Origin of the sequence: Fulverythrobacter ferritrahens (assembly GCF_020539485.1) — a bacterium.
Lineage (GTDB): Bacteria > Pseudomonadota > Alphaproteobacteria > Sphingomonadales > Sphingomonadaceae > Andeanibacterium > Andeanibacterium ferritrahens.
Genome location: NZ_JACDXU010000001.1, coordinates 252161 through 277712 on the forward strand (window position 1 = coordinate 252161; position 25552 = coordinate 277712).

The 25552-nt window shown below is 63.8% G+C and carries 22 protein-coding genes; 11 read left to right on the forward strand and 11 right to left on the reverse strand.

What is annotated here, in order from left to right:
• Nucleotides 1-9: 9 nt before the first annotated feature.
• Nucleotides 10-2409 carry a TonB-dependent receptor gene (locus H0274_RS01135; protein WP_226792338.1) on the forward strand — a complete coding sequence of 800 codons (2400 nt, stop codon included), beginning with the start codon at nt 10-12 and terminating at the stop codon, nt 2407-2409.
• Between the two features lie 23 nt (nt 2410-2432).
• Complete coding sequence (locus H0274_RS01140; RefSeq protein ID WP_226792340.1) at nt 2433-3716, forward strand: APC family permease; 1284 nt, start codon at nt 2433-2435, stop codon at nt 3714-3716.
• Nucleotides 3717-3819: 103 nt separating this feature from the next.
• On the opposite strand, the gene H0274_RS01145 is transcribed toward H0274_RS01140, so the two are convergent.
• Complete coding sequence (locus tag H0274_RS01145) at nt 3820-4419, reverse strand: TetR family transcriptional regulator C-terminal domain-containing protein (RefSeq protein WP_226792342.1); 600 nt, start codon at nt 4417-4419, stop codon at nt 3820-3822.
• 36 nt (nt 4420-4455) lie between these two features.
• Here H0274_RS01145 and H0274_RS01150 point away from each other — a divergent pair, with 36 nt between their 5' ends.
• The 3 genes from H0274_RS01150 to H0274_RS01160 all read left to right on the forward strand — a co-directional run bounded on the left by H0274_RS01150 (nt 4456) and on the right by H0274_RS01160 (nt 7745).
• A complete protein-coding gene (locus tag H0274_RS01150) occupies nt 4456-5625 on the forward strand; it encodes an aromatic ring-hydroxylating oxygenase subunit alpha (RefSeq protein ID WP_226792344.1) in 1170 nt (389 codons plus the stop codon).
• Between the two features lie 24 nt (nt 5626-5649).
• Nucleotides 5650-7263, forward strand: coding sequence for a phytoene desaturase family protein (locus H0274_RS01155; protein ID WP_226792346.1), 1614 nt, complete (start codon nt 5650-5652; stop codon nt 7261-7263).
• A gap of 200 nt (nt 7264-7463) precedes the next feature.
• Complete coding sequence (locus H0274_RS01160; protein WP_226792348.1) at nt 7464-7745, forward strand: hypothetical protein; 282 nt, start codon at nt 7464-7466, stop codon at nt 7743-7745.
• Between the two features lie 404 nt (nt 7746-8149).
• On the opposite strand, the gene H0274_RS01165 is transcribed toward H0274_RS01160, so the two are convergent.
• Nucleotides 8150-9430 carry a Xaa-Pro dipeptidase gene (locus tag H0274_RS01165; RefSeq protein ID WP_226792350.1) on the reverse strand — a complete coding sequence of 427 codons (1281 nt, stop codon included), beginning with the start codon at nt 9428-9430 and terminating at the stop codon, nt 8150-8152.
• Nucleotides 9431-9584: 154 nt separating this feature from the next.
• On the opposite strand from H0274_RS01165, the gene H0274_RS01170 reads away from it, so the two are divergent.
• Nucleotides 9585-10604, forward strand: a complete 1020-nt coding sequence (locus H0274_RS01170) for a hypothetical protein (protein WP_226792352.1) — start codon at nt 9585-9587, stop codon at nt 10602-10604.
• 10 nt (nt 10605-10614) lie between these two features.
• On the opposite strand, the gene H0274_RS01175 is transcribed toward H0274_RS01170, so the two are convergent.
• The 6 genes from H0274_RS01175 to H0274_RS01195 all read right to left on the reverse strand — a co-directional run bounded on the left by H0274_RS01175 (nt 10615) and on the right by H0274_RS01195 (nt 15453).
• A complete protein-coding gene (locus H0274_RS01175; protein WP_226792354.1) occupies nt 10615-11703 on the reverse strand; it encodes an FUSC family protein in 1089 nt (362 codons plus the stop codon).
• Between the two features lie 174 nt (nt 11704-11877).
• A complete protein-coding gene (locus H0274_RS15580) occupies nt 11878-12006 on the reverse strand; it encodes a hypothetical protein (RefSeq protein ID WP_264295417.1) in 129 nt (42 codons plus the stop codon).
• A 122-nt stretch (nt 12007-12128) separates the two neighbouring features.
• Nucleotides 12129-13124 (reverse strand): dihydroxyacetone kinase subunit DhaK, encoded by a 996-nt coding sequence (gene dhaK / locus H0274_RS01180; protein WP_226792356.1) that lies wholly within the window; start codon nt 13122-13124, stop codon nt 12129-12131.
• Between the two features lie 34 nt (nt 13125-13158).
• Nucleotides 13159-13824, reverse strand: a complete 666-nt coding sequence (gene dhaL, locus H0274_RS01185) for a dihydroxyacetone kinase subunit DhaL (protein ID WP_226792358.1) — start codon at nt 13822-13824, stop codon at nt 13159-13161.
• A 12-nt stretch (nt 13825-13836) separates the two neighbouring features.
• Entirely contained in the window at nt 13837-14562 is a 726-nt protein-coding gene (locus H0274_RS01190) for an HAD-IA family hydrolase (RefSeq protein WP_226792360.1), read from the reverse strand.
• A gap of 12 nt (nt 14563-14574) precedes the next feature.
• Nucleotides 14575-15453, reverse strand: coding sequence for a class II fructose-bisphosphate aldolase (locus tag H0274_RS01195; RefSeq protein ID WP_226792362.1), 879 nt, complete (start codon nt 15451-15453; stop codon nt 14575-14577).
• Between the two features lie 302 nt (nt 15454-15755).
• Between H0274_RS01195 and H0274_RS01200 the strand changes: the two genes are divergently transcribed.
• Complete coding sequence (locus H0274_RS01200) at nt 15756-16241, forward strand: (2Fe-2S)-binding protein (protein WP_226792364.1); 486 nt, start codon at nt 15756-15758, stop codon at nt 16239-16241.
• On the forward strand, nt 16234-18444 hold the full coding sequence (locus H0274_RS01205; protein WP_226792366.1) for a xanthine dehydrogenase family protein molybdopterin-binding subunit: 2211 nt from the start codon (nt 16234-16236) through the stop codon (nt 18442-18444). The genes H0274_RS01200 and H0274_RS01205 overlap by 8 nt, the downstream gene beginning before the upstream one ends.
• Nucleotides 18445-18761: 317 nt before the next feature.
• Here the strand turns inward: H0274_RS01205 and H0274_RS01210 are convergent, their stop codons facing one another.
• Entirely contained in the window at nt 18762-19358 is a 597-nt protein-coding gene (locus H0274_RS01210; RefSeq protein ID WP_226792368.1) for a nucleotidyltransferase family protein, read from the reverse strand.
• Nucleotides 19355-20281 (reverse strand): XdhC family protein, encoded by a 927-nt coding sequence (locus tag H0274_RS01215; RefSeq protein WP_226792370.1) that lies wholly within the window; start codon nt 20279-20281, stop codon nt 19355-19357. The genes H0274_RS01210 and H0274_RS01215 overlap by 4 nt, the downstream gene beginning before the upstream one ends.
• A gap of 33 nt (nt 20282-20314) precedes the next feature.
• Between H0274_RS01215 and H0274_RS01220 the strand changes: the two genes are divergently transcribed.
• Nucleotides 20315-21310, forward strand: a complete 996-nt coding sequence (locus H0274_RS01220; RefSeq protein WP_226792372.1) for an ABC transporter substrate-binding protein — start codon at nt 20315-20317, stop codon at nt 21308-21310.
• Between the two features lie 137 nt (nt 21311-21447).
• On the opposite strand, the gene H0274_RS01225 is transcribed toward H0274_RS01220, so the two are convergent.
• Complete coding sequence (locus tag H0274_RS01225) at nt 21448-22905, reverse strand: NAD-dependent succinate-semialdehyde dehydrogenase (RefSeq protein ID WP_226792374.1); 1458 nt, start codon at nt 22903-22905, stop codon at nt 21448-21450.
• Nucleotides 22906-23026: 121 nt separating this feature from the next.
• Between H0274_RS01225 and H0274_RS01230 the strand changes: the two genes are divergently transcribed.
• Together H0274_RS01230 and H0274_RS01235 are read left to right on the forward strand one after the other, a co-directional pair.
• Nucleotides 23027-24064 carry an amidohydrolase family protein gene (locus H0274_RS01230; protein ID WP_226792377.1) on the forward strand — a complete coding sequence of 346 codons (1038 nt, stop codon included), beginning with the start codon at nt 23027-23029 and terminating at the stop codon, nt 24062-24064.
• Nucleotides 24065-24179: 115 nt separating this feature from the next.
• Nucleotides 24180-25304 carry a CaiB/BaiF CoA transferase family protein gene (locus H0274_RS01235; RefSeq protein ID WP_226792380.1) on the forward strand — a complete coding sequence of 375 codons (1125 nt, stop codon included), beginning with the start codon at nt 24180-24182 and terminating at the stop codon, nt 25302-25304.
• Nucleotides 25305-25552: the final 248 nt, after the last annotated feature.

The following is a 25552-nucleotide window of genomic DNA, read 5'->3' on the forward strand; positions in this document are numbered from 1 at the left end:
GGGTTTAAGATGCGAATTCTTCCTTCGTCCAATCGCCGTCATTTGGCCATTGCCCTCTTCGCTACGAGTTCGCTGGTCGCTGTCGCTCCAGCCTCCGCCCAGGATGATGACAACGCCATCATTGTGACCGCCCAGAAGCGGGAACAGAACCTTCAGGATGTGGCCGCTTCCGTTACCGCGCTTGGCACCGCCAAGCTGGAGGAATTGCAGGTCAACGATCTGCAGGATGTGGTGAAGTTCCTCCCTTCCGTTACCGTGCAGAGCAGTGGGCCCGGTTTCTCCCAGGTCTATTTCCGCGGTGTGGCCTCGGGCGAGAATGCCAACCATTCCGCGTCGCTGCCCACAGTGGGTACCTATCTGGATGAAATGCCCATCACCACCATTCAGGGTGCGCTGGACATTCACGCCTACGACCTTGCCCGGGTGGAAGCGCTCGCTGGCCCGCAGGGCACGCTTTACGGCGCCAGTTCCATGGCCGGCACGATCAAGATGGTCACCAACAAGCCGGATTACGGCAAGACCTATGGCTCGGTTGATCTGGAGCTGAACACCGTGACCAGCGGCGGGATCGGCGGCATTGCCGAGGGCTTCCTCAATGTGCCGATTACGGAGAATGTCGCGGCCCGCATCGTGGGTTGGTACCGCAAGGACGCGGGCTATATCGACAATATCCCCGGATCGCGCGTCTATCCCTCGCTTGAGGCGAATTACGGCACGGCGGCAGCCACGCAAACCAACGCGCCTTACGTCAAGGAAGATTATAACGACGCTGAAACCTATGGCGCCCGCCTGGCTCTGGGGATCGAGCTGGACGATAACTGGACACTGCGCCCTACGGTGATGGGACAGGTGCAGACGACCAATGGCAATTACGCCGAGGAACGTAGCAGCGCGGTGACCGGCCATTACCAGACGGTCCAGTACAATCCGGAACACAGCAAGGATAAATGGCTGCAGGCGGCCCTGACGATCGAGGGCAAGATCGGCAATTGGGATCTCGTTGCCACCGGCGGCCATCTTTGGCGCGATGACGAGACGTCGCAGGATTATTCCGACTACGCCTATTTCTACGACTCTCTCTATTACTCGCTCTACGGTTCGGGCTACATCGTTCCGGATAATAACGGCGATCAGGTCAGCCCTAACCAGTATGTCGAGGGCAAGGACAAATATCGTCGCCTGTTCGGTGAACTGCGCGTCAGTTCACCTGCCGATGCGCCGGTTCGTTTCATTGGCGGTATCTTCGGGCAGAGCCAGACCCACTATATCACGCAACACTATATCATCGACGATATTGCCGATGACATTCAGGTGCCGGGCACCGTGGACAATATCTGGCTGACTGCCCAGAAACGCGTCGATCGCGATCTTGCCGCCTTTGGCGAGCTGAGTTTCGATGTGACCGACAAGCTGACGCTGACAGGCGGTGGCCGTGTCTATTACTACAAGAACTCGCTGGAAGGCTTCTTCGGCTACAACAATCCGGGCTTCAGCTCGAACCCGCAATATCTGTGCGCCGCTCCCTCCACCGTGCCGGGCGCGCCCTGCAACAATCTGGATAAGTCGACTTCCGACACCAACTTCATCCACAAGCTCAACGCGACCTACAAGGTCACCGACGATGTGATGGTCTATGCAACCTGGTCGCGCGGTTTCCGGCCCGGCGGCATCAACCGGCGCGGTATTCTGCCGCCTTACGGCCCGGATACGCTCGACAATTACGAGATCGGGTGGAAGACGCAGTTCGGCCCGGTCACCTTCAATGGCGCGATCTATCAGGAAGACTGGAAGAACATCCAGCTGTCCTTCCTGGGGCAAAGCGGCCTTACGGAAATCCGCAATGCCGGCATTGCCCGCATTCGCGGCATCGAAGGCGACTTCACTTATCGCCAGGGCGGGCTGACGCTGACGCTCAGCGGCAGCTATAATGACGCCGTGATCCGCAAGGATTTCTGCTACATCGTCAGCGAGGATTTCGACTGCTCGCTTCCCGCCGGCAATTACGTTCTCGCCCCGGCCGGAACGCAATTGCCCGTGACGCCGCAATTCAAGGGCAATGCCATCGCCCGCTATGAATTCCCGCTGGGCGAGTGGGACGGCCACATCCAGATTGCCGCCAGCCATATCGGCAAGCGCCGCAACGATTTGCGCGATGTGGAAAATGCGCTGCTCGGCAATCTCAAGGCCTATACCACCGCGGATGTCAGCCTTGGGGTGGATGCTGGCAAATATCGTGTCGAACTGTTCGCCACCAATCTGTTCAACGCGCATGGCGTGGTGAACAGCGGAACCCAGTGCCTCGAAGGCGTGTGTGGCGATACGCTCGGCCTGACGGCGGGCGGCGGCGTATTCTACGATTACGTCATCAAGCCCAGGCTGGTAGGCATCAAGGTCGGCGCGGACTTCTAGGCCGCCCACGACGGGGAGAGCGAATGACGCAACATGGGCCGGGGCCGGGCCGCAAGCTCGGCCTGATGGCAGCGATCGCACTGGTCATGGGCAACATGATCGGATCGGGCGTCTTCCTTCTCCCCGCCAGCCTCGCGCCCTATGGCTGGAACGCCGTGGGCGGGTGGATCTTCACCATCGGCGGGGCGCTGGTGCTGGCCTATCTGCTGGCCCGGCTGACCCGCGCCGTGCCGGGGGCCGGCAGCGCAACCGGCTTTGTGGAGGCGGCCTTCGGGGAAATACCGGCCTTTCTGATCGGCTGGATCTACCTCGTCTCCATCTGGACCACGGTGGTGGCCATCGCGGTGGCGGCGGTGAGCTATCTTTCCAGCATTGTCCCGGCCCTATCCGCAGGCACGGGGCGCCCGGCCATTGCCGCGCTGGTCCTGCTCTGGGCGATGACGCTGATCAATCTGCGCGGCACCCGGGCGGCGGGCTGGTTCCAGATCGTCACCCTTGCATTGAAGGTCGTGCCGCTGGTGGTGGTGATCGTGATTGCGGGCGGCTTGTTGGTGAGTGGCGGAGGAGACATCGCGCCCTATCGGCCCGAGGCGATCAGTTTCGGCCAGGTGAGCGGAGCGGCGACGCTCACCTTGTGGGCCTTGCTCGGCTTCGAATGCGCCAGCCTTGCCGCCGCGCGGGTGGAGAACCCGGAAGTCAACGTGCCGCGCGCCACCCTGTGGGGCACGGGGCTGACCGGGTTGCTCTATCTGCTGGTCTGTTCCGCCATCGCGCTGATGCTGCCCGCGGACATCGCCGCCACATCGCCCGCGCCGTTTTCCACTTTCGTCGAGCGATACTGGGCCGCCGGGCCTGCCGCCGCCGTTGCGGTGTTTGCGGTGATCAGCTGCATCGGCGCGCTCAATGGCTGGGTGCTGCTGCAAGGGGAACTGCCCCGCGCCATGGCGGTGCGCGGTCTGCTGCCCCGCCGCTTCGCCGCGACCGACGCCCATGGCACTCCGCGCCGCGCGCTGATCGTGTCGTCCGTGCTCGCCAGCCTGTTCGTGCTGATGAATGCCAGCAAATCGATGCAGGGCCTGTTCGAGTTCCTGCTGCTGCTGGCCACTTCCGCCACCTTGTGGCTCTATCTTGCCTGTTCGCTGGCGGCGTGGAAGCTGGGCATTGCGCGGATCTTTGCTGTGGTCGGTATCGCCTATTCCCTGTGGACCCTGTGGGGCGCGGGAGTGGAGGCCAGCGCGCTCAGCCTTGTGCTGATGCTGGCGGGGCTGCCTGTCTGGTGGTGGTCCCGGCGGGAGGGGCGGGCTTAACCTCCAATTCGTCATTCCCGCGAAAGCGGGAACCCAGCAGCAACGGTGGAACTAGGTTCCCGCTTTCGCGGGAATGACGAAATTACGGAAGGGGAATAGCTACCTACCCCAGCAAACTATCCAGCCACTTTTCCGCCAGCTCCTCCGCTTCCGCTTGCGTGAAGGGCGCGTCGCCCAGCGAGAGTTCCAGCCACAGCCCGTCGATCAGCGCCGTCAGCGCCACGGAGGCGAGGCGCGTGTCGGCAAGGGCAGGGCGGTATGCGCCGATCAGCTGCTCCAGCCCGGTGCGGAAATCGCCATAGACCTCGGCGCGCACGGCGGCGATAGCGGGATCGCTGCGGGTCAGGCTCCAGAAGGCGATATAGGTGGCCAGCAGTTCCGGCGTGGAGATCGGCGGGCGGAAGCTGGCGGTCAGATAGGCCAGCAGCCTTGCGCGAGGATCATCGCCCGCCTGCGCCACCGCCGCTTCCAGCGCTTCCCCGATCTGGCGGCCGGTCCAGCGATAGGTTTCCGCGATCGCATCCGAGACGCCGCCGAAATAGTGCCGCAGCAGGCCAGGCGAGACGCCTGCTTCGGCGCAGATCGTCCGCACGGATACGCCCGCCGCGCCTTTTTCCGCCAGACAGCGCGCGGTAGCCTCGATCAGGCTTTGCCGCCTTTCATCGGGCGCGGCGCGGGTGAATGTGGCTTGCCGGGCAGTCATGGGGTTGTTATACGATCGTATAGCAAGGAAGGTGGCATGGCAACTCTGCTCCAGGAACAGACCAGCAATTCCGATCCGCTGGAAGGCTGGAGCCTGCCGGCCTGGACCTATCACGATCCGGAATTCTTCGAGCTGGAGAAGGAGCGGGTGTTTGCATCATCATGGCAGGTGGTTTGCCACGTCAGCGACATTCCGAACACCGGCGATTGGCATGGGCTGGAATATATCGGCGAAAGCGTGATCGTGGTGCGCGGCAAGGATGGGGAGGTGCGGGCCTTCACCAATGTCTGCCGCCATCGCGGATCGCGCATTGTCGATGGATCGAGCGGTTGCGCGAAGAAGCTCGTCTGCCCCTATCACGCCTGGACTTATGAACTGGACGGCAAGCTGACCGGCGTGCCGGATAGCGCATCCTATCCCGGCCTCGATAAATCCGCCCATGGCCTTGCCCCGGTCAGCATGGAAATCTGGCGCGGTTTCATTTTCGTTCGCCTGAAGGACGAGGGCCCTTCGGTCGCGGAGATGATGGCCCCCTACGAGGCGATGGTTGCCCCTTATCGCTTTGAGGAATTGAAGGCGCTGGGCCGCGTGACCATGCGCCCGCGCGATGTGAACTGGAAGAATATCGGCGATAATTATTCGGATGGCCTGCACATTCCGGTGGCCCATCCCGGCCTGACCCGGCTGTTCGGCAAGAGCTATGGCGTGGAGGCGACGCCGCATGTGGACCGCATGTGGGGCGATATGGAAGATCGCCCTTCGGAAAACTGGTCGGAACGGGCCTATCAGCGCCTGCTGCCGCCCGTGCCGCATCTGCCTGAAGCGAACCAGCGCCACTGGCTCTATTTCAAGCTCTGGCCCAATGTCGCCTTCGACATCTATCCCGATCAGGTGGACTTCATGCAGTGGCTGCCGATCAGCCCCACCACCAGCCTGATCCGCGAAATCAGCTATGTGGTCGACGATGACCGCAGGGAAATGCGCGCCGCGCGCTATCTCAACTGGCGCATCAACCGGCTGGTGAATGCGGAGGATACCGCGCTGATCACCCGCGTGCAGCAGGGCATGTCGTCGCGCAGTTTCTCCATGGGGCCGCTGTCCGACAAGGAAGTGTGCCTGCGCCATTTCTGCGCCCGCATGCGCGAAACCATTCCCGAGGCCCGCCTCGAACAGCAGCCCGCCCGAGGCTGGAGCCATGCCCGGTAAGCCCGGCGCCGAACGGAGAAGCGAATGACCAAGCGTTACGATGCCGTGATCATCGGCGCGGGCCACAATGGCCTGACCTGCGCCTTCTATCTCGCCCAGGCGGGGCTGAAGGTGCGCATTGTGGAACGGCGCAACGTGGTTGGCGGCGCTGCGGTGACCGAGGAGTTCCATCCCGGCTTCCGCAATTCGGTGGCGAGCTACACCGTCAGCCTGCTGCAACCCAAGGTTATCAGGGACATGCGGCTGGAAGCTCACGGCTATCGCGTAATCGAGCGGCCCATCTCCAACTTCCTTCCGCAGGAGGATGGGGGATACCTCAAGTTGGGTGGAGGTTTGGAAAAAACCCAGGCCGAGTTCCGGAAATTCTCCGATCACGACGCCGAAACCCTGCCTGCCTATTACGATGCGCTGGAAGTGGTGGCCGAAGTGCTGCGCGGCCTTGCGCTGAAGGCCCCGCCCAATGTCGGCGAGGGATTCCGCACCCTGATCGACGGTGCGCTGCAGGGCAGGGGGCTGGCCAGGCTTTCCCTCAGCCAGAAGCGCGACGTGCTGGACCTGTTCACCAAGTCCGCTCGCAGCTTCCTCGATAGCTGGTTCGAGAGCGAGGCCGTGAAGGCCGCCTTCGGCTTCGATGCGGTGGTGGGCAATTATGCCTCGCCCGATACGCCGGGCAGTGCCTATGTGCTGCTGCACCACGTCTTTGGCGAAGTGAACGGCAAGAAGGGCGCATGGGGCCATTCGGTGGGCGGCATGGGCCAGATCACGCAGATCATGGCCAAGGTGTGCGAGGCCAGCGGGGTGGAGATCAGCCTGGAAAGCCCCGTGGCGCAAGTGCTGGTGGACGGCGACGCCGATAATGGCAGGGCCGTGGGCGTGAAGCTGGAAAGCGGCGAGGAAATCGCTGCATCCCGCGTGATCGCCAATGTCGGGCCCAAGCTGCTCTATGACCGGCTGATTGCCCCTGCCGACCTTTCGGAAGAATATCGCCGCCGGATGCGGGGCTTCAAGGCCGGTTCCGGCACCTTCCGCATGAATGTGGCCCTGTCCGAATTGCCCGACTTCACTTGTCTGCCCGGAGTAGGCGAACATCATCAGTCCGGCATCATTCTGGCCCCGACGCTGGATTACATGGACGAGGCTTTCCTCGATGCGAAGCGTTACGGCTGGTCGAAGAAACCGATCGTGGAAATGCTGATCCCCTCCACCGTGGATTCCACGCTGGCGCCGGAAGGGCAGCATGTGGCCAGCCTGTTCTGCCAGCAATTCGCCCCCGAACTGCCCGACGGCAGAAGCTGGGACGACGAGCGCGAGGCGGCGGCGGACTGCATCATCGACACGGTGGAAGCCCATGCGCCGGGCTTCAAGGCCAGCGTCATTGCCCGCGAGATCCATTCGCCGCTGGACCTTGAACGCAAGTTCGGCCTGATCGGCGGGGACATCATGCATGGCAATATGAGCCTGGATCAGCTGTGGTCCGCCCGTCCGGTGCTGGGCCATGGTTCCTATCGCGGGCCGATCAAGGGCCTCTATATGTGCGGCGCGGGCACTCATCCGGGCGGCGGTGTGACCGGCGCGCCGGGCCATAATTGCGCTCAGGTCGTGATCGGCGACAAGGGCGGATACGGGCGGTTTCTCTGAAGCGGCCCCTTACCTAAACCGGGCCCGCCCAATCCGGGCCCGCCCAATCCGGGCAATGCCAGTCCGGGCGAAGGTGACGCGCAAAGGCCGGTGAAACCCTGTGACCTTCCGCCTTCCTCACGGGGTGGGCGGGAGGCGCGGTCTATCCGGCCGAGATGGCCGAGAAGCGCGGAATTGTCCGCCTTGCGCGAGGTGCCGACATGCTTTCCCCCATAGATCACCGGCTTGAGCAGACCGAAAAGCGCGCGCTGGAGGCGTTCCTCACCTGTGACCTTTCGTCGTCCTTCCTGTGGCGCTTTGCCGAGCACCTTGTCCCACGCAGCGGCAAAGCTGCCCGCACCGGGCTTGCCGCGCAGGCGATAGGCCGTCTCTCGCGCCAACTTCACCTGGCGCGCCGCCTTGGCGACGCAGCGGGTGATGGCCAGCGCGGCAAGGAAGGCCGCCTGCCGGGCAGGCGTCCACCCATCGGCACGGGCGCGTAGGGGCACGGGGGAGAAAGCCGGCACGCGGGAGTGGCGGGCGCGGCGGGGCGATTGGCGGGAATAGTGCTTCATCCGCCAGCTTTGGCCAGATTTTGGCGATGTAGGAAAATGGTTTTGGGAGTGGCGGGATGTTGCTCCCAACCTCCGTTCGTCCTGAGCTTGTCGAAGGACGCGGGAAACTGCTCGCCTAGCATTCCGGTTTATTGGGAAAGCTTTGGAGTGTGTCCTTCGACAAGCTCAGGATGAACGGGTGTGGGTGTTAGGTGAGAAGGTCCACGGGGTGGGGGGTGTTGGAACGGTGCATATCCCATTTTCGTCATTCCCGCGAAAGCGGGAACCCAGTTCAACGGTTGCTGCTGGGTTCCCGCTTTCGCGGGAATGACGAAAGGAGGGGCGAGTAGCTCCTACCTGTACCGCACGCCCTGTTTGATCACCCCGCTCACGCTTTCCAGCACCCGCACATCCTTCAGCGGATCGCCTTCCACGGCGATAATGTCCGCCGACTTGCCGGGCGAAATCGTGCCGAACTCGTCCTGCTTGCCCATCAAGGTAGCCGCATCCACCGTAGCGGAGCGGATGGCCTGCAACGGGCTCATCCCCCATTGGACCATATAGGCGAATTGCCGCGCATTCAGCCCGTGGGGATAGACGCCCGCATCGCTGCCATAGCCGATCTTCACCCCCATCTTCACGGCCTTGGCGAAGCGTTCGCGCTGGGCGAGAGTGGTGTCGCGGTTCTTCTGGAGCGCTTCCTCGGGCCAGCCCTCCGCCGTGCCGGTCTCGTCGATATAATCGCCGTTGAACACGTCCATCACCAGCCAGACGCCCTTGTCCCTGGCCATTTGCAGCCCTTCATCGTCGATCAGGCTGGCATGTTCGATCGAATGGGCGCCCGCGCGGATCGCGGCCTTCAGCCCTTCGGCCCCGTGGGCATGGGCCGTGGCGTAAGAGCCGTGGGCCTTCGCCACGTCCACGGCGGCGCGCATCTGGTCTTCCGTCAGTTCCGGGGCGTTGACGTCCGTATTGAGCGCCAGCACCGCGCCGGTGGCGATCAGCTTCAGGAAATCGACACCGTGGTCGAACAGATATTCGGCCTTTGCCCGCGTTTCCTGCGGCGTGGAGGAGACGCCCAGCCGCATGTCGGGCGGAAGCTGATCGTTGGGCATCACGCCGTTCAGCTCGCCCCCGCCGCCCGGCGTGGTGATATAGCCGCCCGCCACAAACATGCGCGGGCCGGGCACCCAGCCTGCGGCAATCGCATCGCGCAGGGCCACATCGGTCAACCCGCGATAGGTGCCGACATCGCGCACCGTGGTGAAGCCCGCGCGCAAGGTGGCCCAGGCGTGGCTGGCGCCGATCAGGGCGGTGGCCTGCGGCGATGTCTTGATCGGCGCGGCGGTGTCGGCGCTTTCGGTGACGTCGGCCAGATGGGTGTGCAGGTCGATCAGGCCGGGCAGCACTGTATAGGCGCTCCAGTCCACTCTCTCCGCGCCTGCGGGAACCGCTCCGCAGGTTTCGATCCGCACGATCTTGCCGTGATCGGTCAGGATGCACTGGCCCGAGAGTTCCTGCCCGCTTTCGACATCGAGCAGCTTGCCCGCCGTCACGTAAAGCGACTGTGCGGCAGCCGGGGAGGCAAGGAAGGGCAGGGCGGAAGCGGCGAGGGCCAAAGCGGTGGGCTTCATGGAGGGGAGGCTATCGCGAAGTGCCGCGCAGGGCCAGTTATTTTACGACTGTGCAACAAGGCGGTGGCACCGTGCTTTTGGACTTTGTCAATCGAGCTTGGCTCGCGGGGATTTTCGGTTAAGCTCCTCTCATAAAACATAGGGAGAGAGCGGCATGTCTGGCAGGACATTTGTTTCGTTGATTGCGCTCGCCTGCCTTGCGGCGGGCGTTCCGGCGCTGGCGCAGCAGAGCGAGGAGGAAGTGGGCGTGCCCCCGGCAAAACAGGCCGGGTGGAAAGTTCCGCGCACATCCTGGGGCGATCCCGATCTGCGCGGCACCTGGCCGCTCGATCTCGGCAATACGCCGATGCAGCGCGCCCCGCGTTTCGGCACGCGCAAGCTGATGACCGAGGAGGAGTACCAGCAGGCCGCCGATGCCGCCGCCCAGCTGCGCGGGCTGGCCGATCAGGAGGATCAGGCCAACAAGCTTGGCTCCGGCAATTGGTTCGAAAGGGGGCGCGCGCTCCGGCAGACCTCGCTGATCGTGGAACCCGCCGACGGCCGCATCCACATGAACGAGGAGGGCAAGCGCCGCGCGGCGGGGATGAAAAGCAGCTGGTCCGAAAAGGAGTTCGACGGGCTGGACGATTTCAACTCGCTCGATCACTGCATCACGCGCGGCCTGCCGGCCAGCATGATCCCCTTCCCCTATAATAACGGCGTCCGCATCTTCCAGTCGCCCGGCCATGTGGTGATCAATCTGGAACTGGTGCACGAAACGCGCATCATCCCAGTGGATGGCACGCCGCAATTGCCGGGCGAGTTGCGCCCCTGGCTCGGCTCTTCACGCGGGCATTGGGATGGCGATACGCTGGTGGTGGAAACCCGCAATTTCAACGGCAAGGTACCGATGGTGATCGTGGGCCCCACCAATCAGCCGATCCCCACCAGCACGTCCATGACCATGGTGGAACGCTTCACCCCCGTCTCGCCCGAGCAGATCTATTACGAGGCGTGGATCGACGATCCCGAAGTGCTGGCCCAGCCTTTCAAGATGGGCTTCCCATGGCGGCGTGACGACAGTTACCAGCCCTTCGAATATGCCTGCCACGAAGGAAATACGCTGGTGCGCGGCTATATCCTGTCCACCAGCCCGCGCTATGCGGAATACCGGCGGGAGCGGGGCGGGGAGTAGGACTCCCCGTTCAGCGCCTCGGCGCGAGCTTGGCGATCAGGCGGGCAAGCCAGCGGCAAAACCGTTCATTATGCAGGCAGACGCCGCCTGCCACGCCCAGCATCGCGCCCAGCACCGTATCGGCAAGGCGCGCGATGATCAGCGGGGTGGCGCTCGTCTGGCCCAGGGTGCTGGCTTCGGCCAGCAGGATCGCCAGCGGAGTGATGAAAACGGCAGCCAGCGCATAATGGCGCACGATGATCGTCTCCACGCAGAAGGTCAGCAGCGCGATGGCCAGCGCCAGATGCCATGGCTCGGTGATCAGCTGCATCAGCCCCCACACCGCTCCCAGCCCGGCCAGAGTGCCCACGATGCGCTGCAATTGCCGCAGCCAGACCGCACGTAAAGTGGCGCCCTGCAACACCGCGATGCAGCTCACCGGCACCCAATAGGGCTTGTCGAAGCCCAGCAACTCCGCAAGTGCTAGCGACAGTCCCACGAAAGCGGCCACGATGACTGCGGGGGCCAGCACCTCCACGCCCAGATCATCGGGAGCGGGCCCAAGCGGCAGGGGATCGCGGTGGCGCAGGATATGCAGCGAATAGAAGAAGGCGATACAAACCGCGCTGAGGCTGCCCAGTGCGAAAACGCCCAGATGCAGCGGCAGTTCGGCCAGCGTTCCGGAAGCATAGGCGCCGATGGAGGCCGTCATCACAAAGAACAGCGGCCCCGGCGGCCCCACCCGGTAATAGCGGCAGCCCATGGTCACCAGCAGGGCCACCGCCGCGATCAGCGGCACACGCAGGGCGGGCAGGACATGGCCGATCTGCCCCAGCGCATAGCAGGCCATCATCGCGCAGGCGGCGGACATTACCGCCACCATGCGCAGGTCCAGCCGCGTGCGCGGCAGATAGACGATGGTCATCGCCCCGATGGAGGCGATCGCGCCAAAGCCCGTCTGCCCGATCAGTGCGCCCACCAGCACCGGCAGGCCCGCCGCGAGCGCAATGGCGAAGGGCAATTGCCACGGCCTGTCACTCTCCCGCCCGGCGAACACATCCGCGATCTCGCGGCGCAGCAGGGAAGGGAAGGACGGGCGCGGGGGTTCGGCGTGGGGCATTGAGGGTGGTTTATGCGGGAAGGGGGCGAGGGTCCATGGAGCAGTGGGATGTAAGGGGACTGGCCATCCTTCATCACCTTAAATCGTCATTCCCGCGCAAGCGGGAACCCAGCAGCAACCGTTGATCTGGGTTCCCGCTTGCGCGGGAATCACGAAGGTTGGGAATAAGCTGCTTTACCCCGCCAGCCCCGCAAACATTTCGGGCCGTAGCGCGATGAACAAGGCGAGGATTCCGCCCAGGCCGAGGCCCATCAGAGTGCCTGTGGCCACGCCGCGCCAGATCATTTTCCGTTCGGTTTCCATTTGGCTCTCCCGCTGTTTTTCGGGATACTATCATGGCCGGGCCTGATTGCGCAAACGGCCCCCCAACGAAAAACGCCCCGAGGTTTCCCCCGGGGCGCTTTGCTTTCAGCCTGAAGGCTGGATCAGAAGATGCGCACGGCCACTTCGGCGGGAGCGTCGAGATATTCCTCGAGCTGGCCGTCGAGCTTGAGCAGGGTCAGCGAGGCGCCGGCCATTTCGAGGCTGGTGCAATATTCGCCGACATAGTTGCGCACCACGGTCAGGCCTGCCTGCTCCGCACGCTCATGCGCGCGGGCATAGAGCACGTAGAGTTCGCTGATCGGCGTGCCGCCCAGGCCGTTGATCATCAGGGCCACGCGGTCGCCCGACTTGTAGGGCAGATCCTGCGCCACAGCGTCGAACAGTTCGTCGGTGATGGCGTCGGCATTCTTGATCTTGTCGCGGCGACGGCCGGGTTCGCCATGGATGCCGATGCCGACTTCCATTTCGTCGTCGCCGATTTCGAAGATCGCGGTGCCCTTTGCCGGGGGAATGCAGCTGGTCAGCGCAACGCCCATGGTGCGGACATTGGCGTTCACCTTTTCGGCAACGGCCAGCACGGTGTCGAGATCGGCACCGGCTTCGGCGGCAGCGCCGCAGGCCTTGATGACGAAGAAGTTGCCGGCCACGCCGCGGCGGCCCACGGTGTAGAGGCTGTCTTCAACCGAAACGTCATCGTTGATGATGAACTGCTTGACCTTGATGCCTTCGGCTTCGGCCATTTCGCAGGCCATGTCCCAAGCCATGCGGTCGCCCTGGTAGTTGTTCACCAGCACCAGCACGCCGGCATCGGTGGCAACCGACTTGATGGTTTCATAGCAGGCGTCCACCGGCGGAGCGGCGAAGACGGGGCCCTGGCACGCAGCCGAGAGCATGCCCGGGCCGACGGCCATGATGTGCGCCGGTTCGTGGCCCGAGCCCGAACCCTGAACGACCGAAACCTTGTTTTCCGCCGGGCGGTCCGTGCGCTTGATCAGCTGGAATTCGGGGACGAATTCGAGCAGGCCCGGATTGGCCAGCAGCACGCCCTTCATGAATTCGGGCACGAAGTTGGCGGGTTCATTGACGAATTTCTTCATGAGATATTCCTCTCCGTGGAATAGACGAACGGGATCAACGGTTCAGTTCGGCGGCGGTGGGGGTGTAATCCACGCCGTAATGCTTGCACCAGTCGTAAAGGATGGTGGCAACGCCGACGATGCCCGGATCGGGGGTGTTGGCGCTGCGCTCGCCCACCTGGCTGGCGCGGCCGCGATGGGCCACCAGATTGCGGGTTTCGTCAATCGCCTTGTCGGCCACTTCGGTCACGGCCTTCAGCACGGCGGCAGCGTCGCCAGCGGGGGCCAGTTCCTTCATTTTTTCGGCAATCGGGATCAGCGCGTCGAGCAGGGTCTTGTCGCCCAGCTTGGCGCCGCCGCGGGCCATGATGCCTTCGACGGCGGCATTCACCATCGCGGCCAGCTCTTCGAGGCTGACGCTGGTCTTGTCCTTGCTGGCCATGCCCGCCTTCATGAAGCCGGTGCCCCAGATCGGGCCCGAGCTGCCGCCGACATGCTTGGAGCAGAGCATGCTGATCTTGAGCAGCATGGCGCCGATGGCGCTCTTGTCCAGCGTGGGCAGGTCAGCCTTGATCACCTTGAAGCCGGTGGCCAGCGAGGTGCCGAAATCGCCGTCGCCGGCGAGGCCGTCGAGGTCCGAGAAATAGATTTCGTTCCGGATGACCGTGTCGGATGCGACGTCGATTGCCTTTTCAACCTGTTCGATCGTGATTTCAGTCATGCTTTCTCTCCCTCAGGCCGCCGCCTGCGCGGCCAGCCTGCGCAGATCTTCGATAGTGATGTTGATGTTGGGTTCATCGCCCAGTTCGGGCACGACCTGCGCCGCCTCGGCGAAATCTTCTTCCATCGTATAGGTGCTGGTGGTGATCAGCGTGGGCAGGCCCGCGCCGGTGGCGGCCAGCAGGCCGTTACGGCTATCCTCGATCACGATGCAATCGCCGGCCGGAAGGCCCAGCGTTTCCAGCGCCAGCAGATAGATATCGGGCGCGGGCTTCTTCTTGGCCACCACATCGCCCGCATGGACGAATTCGAAGGCGGCCTTGCGCTCGGCCCCGAACAGGTCGAGCACCGCGTCGATGAACTTGGGGTTGGAAGTGGTGCATACGCCCAGCCGCACGCCCGCCTCGATCGCTTCGTCCACGATGCGCAGGATGCCGGGGCGAACCGGCAGTTCCGTCACGATTTCGGAAGTGATGCGCGTCTTCGTCTTGTGCAGATCGATGATCAGCGCGTCCTTGGCTTCATCCGTATCGGCGCCTTCCGGCCAGCCGAATTCGTCGAAATAGGCGCGCATGCGTTCCTTGCCGCCAGCTACCAGCAGCAGGCGGCCATAGAGATCGACATCCCATTCCGCATCGATGCCATGTTCGGCAAAAGCGCGGTTGAAGCCGACACGGTGCGCGTCGCGCTCCGTATCCACCAGAACGCCGTCACAGTCGAAAATCAGTGCCTTGACCATATCCGACTATCCTCAGCCCAGCGTGGAGAGGAATTCGGAACCGCGGCCCTTGCCGCCGAACTTCTCGATGAAGCCGCTGAACATCGTCTTGCAGGCCTGATACTGGGCATCCATCACGCGCAGCGGCTCGAAATCGGTGGGCTTGGCGGTGTGGTAATCGACGAAGCTCTGCACCCAGACATGCTTGAGGTTGGTCGAGATATTCACCTTGGCCGCGCCGCGTTCGATCGCCTTGGCGAAGGTTTCGTCCGACAGGCCGGTGCCGCCATGCAGCGCCATCGGGGTCTTGGTCAGGCTGTTGATCGCAGCGATGCGATCGAAGTCCACCACGGGCTCGCCCTTGTAATAGCCATGGGCGGTGCCGACGGCGCAGGCGAAGGCCGACAGGTCGAGAGCGGCGCAGAAACGCGCGGCATCTTCGGGGTCGGTCAGGACGGAATCGGCCTCGTCCACCACCATGTCGTCTTCAACGCCCATGATCTGGCCCAGCTCGGCTTCCATGCCCACGCCATACTTCTCGGCGATTTCGCGGACCTTCAGCGATTCAGCCAGATTCTGCTCGAACGGCAGTTCCGAAGCGTCGATCATGATCGAGGTCCAGCCCGCCTTGGCGCAGGCTTCGATCATCGGGATGTCCTTGCAGTGATCGAGATGCAGCACCACCGGCACCGGCGAATCCTCGGCCACGGTGCGCACCCAGCTCACGATTTCCTTGTGGCTGAAATATTTGATCGTCTTCGCGGAGGTCTGGCAGATCACGGGAGCGTTCAGCTCCTCCGCGGCCTTCACCATCGCCTTGGTGGTGTTGTAGTCCACAAGATTGAAAGCGGCGACTGCATAGCCGTTATCCATTGCGTGACGGAGCAACGGCTTCATGTTCACCAGGGGCATTCGGGTGTCTCCCTATCGAGTTGCAAAGCTTCTTGGCGCGCACAGGCAGGCGATTCGCGCCGGACTTGTTAGCCGGAATGCTCGCTCCCTGTCTCGTATTTGAGGCCCAGTGGTTGATTGAGTCCGCTTTGTCCAGACTCTAAGGCTCCGGGCTTTAACGGGGCTTAAGCCAAACCGTATCTTGTGTTGCAGCGGCGCGGAACCTTGCTAGTCTGGATGTGTTACCGTCGCGGGGGCTTTGTAACCCCGCGCGGCGCGGTGCTGCCCTGCTGGGGCGGTGGCCTTTTCAAGGGAGAAGCACGATGGCCGTCAAGGTCAAGATCAATGGGGAAGTGCGCGAGATTGACGCGCCGGAAGATATGCCGCTGCTGTGGGCACTGCGGCAGGAACTGGGCATGGTGGGCACCAAGTTCGGCTGCGGCAAGGCGCTGTGCGGTGCCTGCACCGTGCATGTCGATGGCGTCGCCACGCGGTCCTGCTCCACGCCCATCGGTTCCATTGGCGAGAGCGAGGTCACTACGGTCGAGGCTCTCGGCCAGACCGATCTGGGCCGGGCCCTGCAGGAAGCATGGCTGGAAGAAGACGTGATGCAGTGCGGCTATTGCCAGGCCGGCCAGCTGATGAGCGCAACCGCGCTGCTGTTGCGCAACCCGGAGCCCAGCGCCCGCCAGATCGACGCGGCGATGAGCGGCAATATCTGCCGCTGCGCCTGCTACACCCGCATCAAGTCCGCCATCACGCAGGTCGCGGAAAGCGGCGTTGCGAAGAAGGGGAAAGCAAATGCCTGAGGCCATCGCACTTTCCCGCCGTACCCTGCTCAAGGCCAGCGTCCTTTCCGGTGGCGGCCTGGCGCTGAGCGCCGCCATTCCGATGGTGGCCCGCGCTGCTGCCGTCACGGGCGAGGCACAGGGCACGCTGAACGCCTTCGTCACCATCGCGGCGGACAATACCATTACCATCGTCGGCAAGAATCCCGAGATCGGCCAGGGCATCAAGACCATGCTGCCCATGCTCATCGCGGATGAAATGGATGCCGACTGGGATCAGGTTAAGATCGTCCAGGGCGATACGGATGCGGCCAAATATGGCCCGCAGCTGGCTGGCGGCAGCTTCGCCACTCCGATGAACTGGATGCCGATGCGCCAGGTGGGCGCGGGTGCGCGCCAGATGCTGCTCGCGGCGGCCTCGCGCCGCTGGGGCATCGACAGCGCCAAGCTCACCACCAAGCTGGGCAAGGTGATCGATCCGGCCTCGGGCCGCTCGCTGACCTATGGCGAACTGGCGAATGACGCGGCCGGCGTGGCCGTGCCCGATCTGGCCAAGGTTCCGCTGAAGAACCCCAAGGACTTCCACATCATCGGCCGCGCCATTGGCGGGATCGACAGCCCCAAGATCGTCCGGGGCGAGCCGATCTTCGGCGTGGATACCCAGCTTCCCGGCATGGTCTATGCCGCGTTCGAGCGTTCGCCCGTATTCGGGGCCAAGCTGGTTTCGGCCAATCTCGATGTGGTCAAGGCCCAGCCGGGCGTGATCGATGCCTTCATCGTCAAGGGCAACGGCAATGCCGAGGAACTGGTCGATGGCGTGGCGGTGATCGCCAGGAACTGGTGGATCGCCGATCAGGCCCGCCAGAAGCTGGAGATCAAGTGGGATAATGGCCAGTGGGCCAGCCACTCCAGCAAGGGCTATGACGCCGCCGCACGCAAGCTGATGGCCGATGCCAAGCCGCAGGAAACGCTCGCCAGCCATGGCGATGTGGATGCGGCCTTCGCTTCCGCCGCCAAGGTGCTGGATGCGGAATATTCCTATCCCTTCCTGGCCCACGTGCCGATGGAGCCGATGAACTGCACGGCCCTGTGCCATGCCGACGGTTCGATGGAGATGTGGGCCCCGTCGCAGACGCCGCAGGGCGGGCAGACGGGCGTGGCCAAGATGCTGGGCCTCACGCCCGACAAGGTGAAGGTGCACATCACGCGCATGGGTGGCGGTTTCGGCCGTCGCCTGACGAATGATTACATGCATCAGGTTGCCGCCATCGCCAAGCAGATGCCCGGCAAGCCGGTCCAGATGATCTTCAGCCGTGAGGATGACGTTCGCGGGGACTTCTACCGCCCGGCGGGCTGGCACCGCCTGCGCGCCGCGCTGGACGACAAGGGCAAGCTGATCGGCTATGACGATCACTTCATCACTTTCGAAATCCCCGGCCCGGGCGCCTACAATCCGGCCGCCATGTCGAAGGATGAATTCCCGGCCAAGTTCGTGCCCAATCTGCGTTACGCGCAGACCAAGATGCAGACCGCCGTGCCGATGGGCGCCCTGCGCGCACCTACGTCCAACGCCATGGCCTTCGTCATGCAGAGCTTCCTCGATGAAGTGGCGCAGGCCGCGGGCAAGGATCTGCCGACCCTGCTGCTGGAAATCGTGGACGGGGCCGAGAAGGAACCGGATTCCATGGGCTTCATGGGCCCTTCGCCCGGCTTCAACCCGGCTCGCCTGCGCGCGGTGACCAGGAAGGCGCTGGAAATGTCCGGCTGGGGCAAGACCATGCCGGCAGGCCACGCGCTGGGCTTCGGCTATTACTTCAGCCACATGGGCTATTTTGCCGAAGTGGTGGAAGCCAGCCTCGAAGGTGGCCGGATCAACGTCCACAATGTATGGGCAGCCGGTGACGTGGGCAGCCAGATCATCAATCCGCATGGTGCGCTGAACCAGGTGCAGGGTTCGATCATCGACGGGATCGGCCAGGCGCTGGCCCTTGCGATCGAAATCGAAGGCGGTGCGGTGAAACAGTCCAACTTCCACGATTACCCGATCCCGCGCATGCCCGTCACGCCGAAGATCGAGGTGGAATTCGTGAAGAGCGACAATTCGCCCACCGGCCTTGGCGAACCGGCCCTGCCGCCGGTAATCCCGGCGCTGACCAATGCGCTGTTCGCGCTGACCGGCAAGCGCATCCGCAGCCTGCCGATCGATGTGAAGCAGCTGGCTTGATTGCTGATCCTCTCCCCTCGTGGGAGAGGATACGATGGCTTGGGCCTGAAAGGGCCTGGCCGCAGTTGGAGAGGGGTCGGTCCGCCGCTCCTCTCCAAGCTTTGCTATCTCTTCCGCAAGGAGACCAGTAGCTCCTGATGCTTCCTCAAGCGTCACCCTGAACTTGTTTGTGCAAGCACAGCTTCGCTTCCAGGGCCCATTTCTCCGGATATGGCTGCCGCTCGTGGGGAGGGATGGATGCTGAAACGAGTTCAGCATGACGAAATGGAGGGCAAGGCAGTGGTCTGATTATGTGGTTGCGTGCGAGACAGCCGCATTCAGCTTCCACCACCCATCTCACCCACCAGCGCCTCCAGCTCCGCCACGGTATCGACATCCCGCAATTCGCGCGGATCGATTTCCAGCACCCTTACGCCACTCGCTCGCAGCAGCGCGCCTGCGCCCCTGTCTCCGCCAAGCGCGGCGAGGGCGGCAAAGCTTATGGCCGGGAAACAGGCGGGAATGCCGGGGTGGCCGTCCGAATGGCGCACGCAGGCGGGGGTATCGGTGCAGGCATTCACCAATGCGCCAAGCGTCGCAATGCTGACCAGCGGCATATCCGCCGCCAGCAGCAACAGCTTTTCCGCACCGGCCTCCGCCGCATGGCGCGCCGCGAGAGCGACTGAAGTGCCGAGCCCTTCCGTCGCATTCGGATTGGCGAGCAACTGAGCCAGTCTCTCCGCTTCGGCTTCCCGCGCGAAAGCGGGCGCATCGGGGCTCACCACGATAAGGGGCTCACCCCGGTTCAGCGCGAGCACCGCATTCAGCGCATGGCTGCCCAGTCTCCTGCCCGCCAGCATGGCATCCAGCTTGCCACCGCCGAAGCGCCGCGCGCTTCCCGCCGCCAGCAGCGCGATGGCGACTTGGCCGCTCATTGGTGAGGGTGCAGTGCCTCATAGGCGCCGACCACATCCGCCAGCACGGAAAGGGCCAGCACCGAGGAATCGCGCGCCTTCGGGATCAGTCCGACCGGGCTGCGCAGCCGGGCCAGCGCTCCTTCCTCCACGCCGCCTGCCTTTAACCGCTCCAGCCGTGCCATGCGTGCCGGGGCGCCGCCCTGTGCGCCGACATAGAAGGCATTGGTGCCCAGTGCCCATTTGAGCAGGGCATATTCCCATTCGTGATCGTGGAACAGCAGCAGGATCGCGGTCCAGGGATCGGCGGCCCATGTGCCGTCCAGCAGATCGGCGGGCACCTTGTCGAGCGAGAGGTGATTGCCGGCCTCGCGCCATTCCGCCTCGATCCCCTGCGTAGTGGCGAGGTTTACCAGCGCCGAACATTCGGACCCCGCACCCAACACCAGCAGGCGCAGCGGCGGCATGTAAAGCCGGCTGCGCAGGAAGGCGGGATCGGCGTCAGCGGGTAGGGGCAGGGTAAGCTCCGCGCCTTGCCGGGCTGCCAGAGTGGCCATGCAGTTCTGCAGCGCCGCCCGGTCCGGCGCGGGCTCGATCAATATGTCCAGGCCCGAACCGCAGGGCAGGCGAAAGTCGATAAAGGGCGATCCCTTGCCATAACGCAGCAGCCGCGCGCCGCCATTCTGCCCGCTTGCCTCCATCGCCTCGACGGCCTGATTGGCAAGCTCGGCATTCAGGCAATTATCGGCAAGGTCGCCCGCAATCGTGCCGTCGGGCGCCACAGCCAGCTGCGCCCCGGTGCGGCGCGAGAAGCTGCCGTCGATCGCCACGATGGTGCAGAGGGCGGCAGGCTGGTTCGCGGCGAAGGCGAGGGCGTCATGATCGCTGGACATGGTGGGCCAGCGATAATCGGCTGCGGGGGTTCCCGCTACAGGCAATTGCATTCATAGTCCCCGGCAACAAAAGAAGGGGAGATCATGCTGAATTCCAGGCGAAAGGCGGCACTGGCCGCCATTGCGGCGGTTTTGACGATGGCGGCGCCCGTGCAGGCTCAGGACGATCCCGGCCCGATCGCGATTCACGGCAACAAGCAGACCTTCGAGATCGCGCCCGTGCTGCTGGCGGCGGAGAAGTTCTATCCGGGCGATGCCAGCGTGAAGATGGGCGGCATTCCCAATCTGGTGGGCGAGCCGATCATTCCCGGTTTCGGGGAGGAAGGCCTGGCCGATGTCGCCACTCACGCCGAAACGCAGGCCCTGCGCTATTCCGTGCGGCATCCGGATTTGCGGATCATCCTGAATGTCAGCCAGGGGCTGTACCGGATCGTGGCGCGGCGGTCTGTCGGGATCGAGGAAATTGCCGATCTCAAGGGCAAGCGCATCGTCACCGTGGCGCCCACTTCGGCAGGCTATTTCCTGCAACGCATGTTGCAGACGGCCGGGCTGGGTTTTGGCGATGTGCAGATCGTGCCCCTGCCTTCGGGCACGCCGCTATCCGGCATGACAGCCCTGTTGGCGAAGGGCGAGGTGGATGCCGTGGTGATCTGGGAACCGGAGAGCGAGAACGCCGCGCAGGTGCTGGGCGACGATTTGACCGAGTTCCACGGGGACGGTGTTTATGCCGAATATTTCAACCTCAACAGCACGGCAGGCAATCTGGCCGATCCGGCCAAACGAGCCAGGATCGTCGCCTTCGTGCGCGCGGTAATGGATGCGGCGGAAGAAGTGCGGCGCGATCCGGCCGAGGCGAAGAAGCTGGTTGAGGCAGCGGGCGGTTTTCCCGCCGATCAGGTGGAACGCAGCTGGAAACACCATGCCTTTCCGGCCAGCTATCCTGCGGACATGCTGGATGTGCTGGTAACGGAGGAACAATGGCTCGCCGCGCAGGACAAACGCAATCCGCGCAGCCGCGAGGAACTGGCGAAGCTGATCGATATGAGTGTGTATGAGGAGGCGCTGGCGCTGGGGAGGTGAAGGGGGAGGGGGAGGGCCGTCTCCACCCTCTTTCCCCAGATCTATCACTCGATCCGTTCGTCCTTCGACACGCTCAGGACGAACGGAGGTTGGGGGCTGGGGCTGTTCAGGGAAGGGGCAGTGTCGGCCAAGGGCCCTCAAAGCCCGCCCTGCGCCACATATTTGAGGTTCAGATATTCCATGAGCCCGTGGAGCGAGCCTTCGCGGCCCATGCCGGACATCTTGATTCCGCCAAAAGGCGTGCAGGGCAGCGAGATTGCGGCGTTGTTCACGCCCACCATGCCGGTTTGCAGGCTTCGGCTGGCGCGGGCGATGGTGGCGGTATCCTGCGCGCAGACATAGGCGCAGAGGCCGAAGGGCGTGTCATTGGCCATGGCCACGCCTTCTTCCAGCGTGTCGAAAGCGATGATGCCCGCCAGCGGCCCGAAGGTTTCCTCCCGCGTCAGCAGCGCGTCGCGCGCCACGCCTGCGACCAGGGCAGGCTGGGCGAGGCGGCTGTTGGCCGTGCCGCCACCCGCCAGCAGATGCCCGCCGCGTTCCAGCGCGTCCTGCAAATGGCGGTCCACCTTGGCCACGGCGCGTCCGTCGATCAGCGGGCCGAGATCGGTTTCCTCGGCAAAGCCGTCACCGGGGCGCAGGGCTTCGATCTTGGCCTTGAAGGCGGCCAGGAAGCGGTCGAGAATGCCGCTTTGCACATAGATGCGGTTGGCCGCGATGCAGGTCTGCCCGGAATTGCGGAACTTGGCGATCATCGCGGTTTCGATGGCGATGTCGAGGTCGGCATCGTCGAACACCAGCAGCGGGGCATTGCCGCCCAGTTCAAGGCTCATGCGCTTGACCGTGGGCGCGCAGGCGGCAGCGAGCATCGCGCCCACGGCAGTGGAACCAGTGAAGGAGAGCTTGCGCACCACCGGCGATCCGGTCAGCACTTCGCCCACTTGCTGGGCATTGCCGGTCACGATGCTGAGCGCGCCCTTGGGCACACCCGCCTCCAGCGCCAGCCGCGCGATGGCGAGCGCGGAGAAGGGCGTCAGATCCGCAGGCTTGGCCACTACGGTGCAGCCTGCCGCCAGCGCCGGGCCCAGCTTGCGGGCCAGCATGGCGAAGGGGAAGTTCCAGGGCGTGATCGCGGCGCAGACGCCCACCGGCTCGTAATCCACGGTGAAACGCTTGCCGGGCAGGGGAGAGGGGATGATCTCGCCAAGGGCCGTATCGGCATGGTCGGCGTAATATTTGATGTAGCCCGCGCCATTGTCGATCTCGGCCCGAGCCTCGCGGATGGGCTTGCCGTTCTCGCGGGTGATGATGCGGGCCAGGTCTTCGCGGTTCGCCGCGATCAGATCGTGCCAGCGGTTGAGGATCTTGCCGCGCTCCACCGCCGGAAGGCCGGCCCAGCCGGGCAAGGCATCGGCGGCGGCATCCACGGCCTGCTGCACCTGCGCCTGATCGAGCGAGGGCACTTCGCCGATTACGTCCAGCGCATAGGGATCGTCCACCGCGATCGGGGCGGCATTGCCACGGCGCCATTCGCCGCCCACCAGCGCCTCCTCGATCAGCAGATCCGCATTGTCGAGTTTCCCGCGTGTCACGCTCATGGCCTCTCCAGCTCCCTACAGGTGCAGCGCCGGTCTAGCCCTTTGGCTGCTTCCTATAAAGGGCCGTTGCACTTGGCCTCCACCTATCCATAAGGTGCGGCGGAAAGAGGAGAGCAAGCCGATGGCCAAGAAAATCCGCAAGATCGCCACCGAAGAAGCATGGTCGATTCCCGAAGTTGCCGAGGAACTGAGGAAGGTCGCCAATTCGCCCAGCCAGAGCCTGGACAAGCTGCTGGTGAAGGGCATCTACGATGCACCCGCCGATACCAGCGGCTATGGCAAGCTCGATTTCCTCTCCGGCCTGACCGACATCGAACAGCATCGCCTGCCGCAGATGGACGAATATGGCGTGGACATGCATCTGCTGGCGCTCACTGCGCCGGGTGTGCAGATGTTCGATGCCGATACGGCGATGGACCTTGCGCGGCTGGCGAATGACCGGCTGGCGGAAGTATGCCGCAAATGGCCCACGCGCTTTGCCGGCCTTGCCAGCTTCGCCCCGCACAGCCCGAAACGCGCCGCGAAGGAGATGGAGCGCGCGGTGAACGAGCTGGGCCTCAACGGCTTCATGATCAACAGCCACACCTATGGCGAATATCTCGACGATCCGAAGTTCTGGCCGATCCTGGAGGCGGCAGAGGCGCTGGATCGCTGCATCTACATCCACCCGCGCGCGGCCAGCGATACGCTGAAAGGCCCGTTGCAGGATTACGGGATGGACAGCGCCATGTGGGGCTACGGCGTAGAGGTCGGCACCCATGCGGTGCGCATGATGGCTGGCGGCGTGTTCGACGCCTTTCCCAGGCTGAAGATCTGCATCGGCCATATGGGCGAGGCAGTGCCGTTCTGGATCTGGCGCATCAACTTCATGAACAGCCGCGCCCAGACGGTTGGCCGCGCGAAGAAGACCCAGCGCAGCATGGCGGAATATTTCCAGGACAATTTCGTCATCACCACCAGCGGCGTGGAAGATCCGCTGGCCCTGCGTTATTCGATCGACAAGCTCGGCATCGATAATGTGATGTGGGCCATCGACTATCCCTATCAGCCGCAGGAACCGGCAGTGGACTTCATCGACAGCTTCCCCTGCACCGAGGCGGAGATGCATGCGCTGTGCCACGGCAATGCGGAACGGATCTTCCATATCGATCCGCTTTGAAGTTCCGGGCTTGCCTGAATCGTCATTGCGAGCGAAGCGAAGCAATCCAGGGCGCGACGCGTGACGCTCTGGATTGCCGCGGGGCTTCGCCCTTCGCAATGACGAGGTTTACTGAATGACCAGACCCGCTCCCCTTCAAGGCATCAAGGTAGTCGAATTGGCCCGTGTTCTCGCCGGACCATGGGCGGGGCAGATCTTCGCCGATCTCGGCGCGGATGTGGTGAAGGTGGAAAGCCCGCAGGGCGACGATACGCGCGAATGGGGCCCGCCCTTTATCGAGAATGCCGATGGCACGAAGGACGCCGGCTATTTCCATGCCGCCAACCGCGGCAAGCGCTCTGTCACGGCCGATTACCACAAGGCGGAAGACCTGGAGATGGTGCTGGGCCTGATCCGCGAGGCGGATGTGGTGATCGAGAATTTCAAGCTGGGCGGGCTGAAGAAATACGGCCTCGATTATGAGAGCCTCAGCAAGATCAATCCGCGCCTCGTCTATTGCTCAATCACCGGCTTCGGCCAGACCGGCCCCTATGCCCCGCGCCCCGGCTATGATTTCATCATTCAGGGGATGAGCGGGATCATGGATCTGTCCGGCCTGCCCGATGGCCCGCCGACCAAGATCGGCGTCGCCTATGCGGACATCATGACCGGGCTCTATGCCGTGATCGGCATTCAGGCCGCGCTCCACCAGCGCCAGCATACGGGGCGCGGCCAGCATGTGGACCTTGCCCTGTTCGATGTGATGGTGGGCACCATGGCCAATCAGGCGATGAATTACCTCATCACCGGCAATGCGCCGCACCGCATCGGGATGAGCCATCCCAATATCGTGCCCTATGACGGTTTCCCCACCAGCGATGGCTGGGTGATCGTGGCCGTGGGCAACGACACGCAATTCGCGCGCTTTGCCGAGGTGCTGGGGCTGGAAGTGCGGCCGGAATGGCAGAGCAATCCGGACCGCGTGGCCCATCGTGCTACTCTGGTGCCGCTGATCATCGAAAAGACCCGCCAGTGGACCCGTGACGCCCTGCTGGCCGCGCTGGAGCAGCACGGTATCCCGGTGGGCCCGATCCACGATGTGGGCGAGGCCTTGCGCGATCCGCAGATCGAGGCGCGGGGCATGGTGCTGGATATGGAGCGGCCTGACGGCACCCATATTCCGGGCCTGCGCACGCCTATCGTGTTTTCAGACGCGGACCTCGCGCTAGGCAAGCCTTCGCCCATGCTGGGGGAGGGGTAGGGCCAGCCTCCACTGTCACCCCGGCCTTGTGCCGGGGTCCAGCTTTCTAAGAAAATAGCGGGATCCCGGAACAAGTCCGGGATGACGAGTGGTGCATCATTGGCACGCCATATTGACATTGCGAACCATTTGGGTTATATGGGCCCAGTGACGGGTTGCGGGGGCGGTAGCGCTTCGCTCCTCTCCCGCGCCGGGTCGGCGCTGTCTGCAGAGCCGGGCCAGATGGACAGGGTGGATGTCAACGCCCT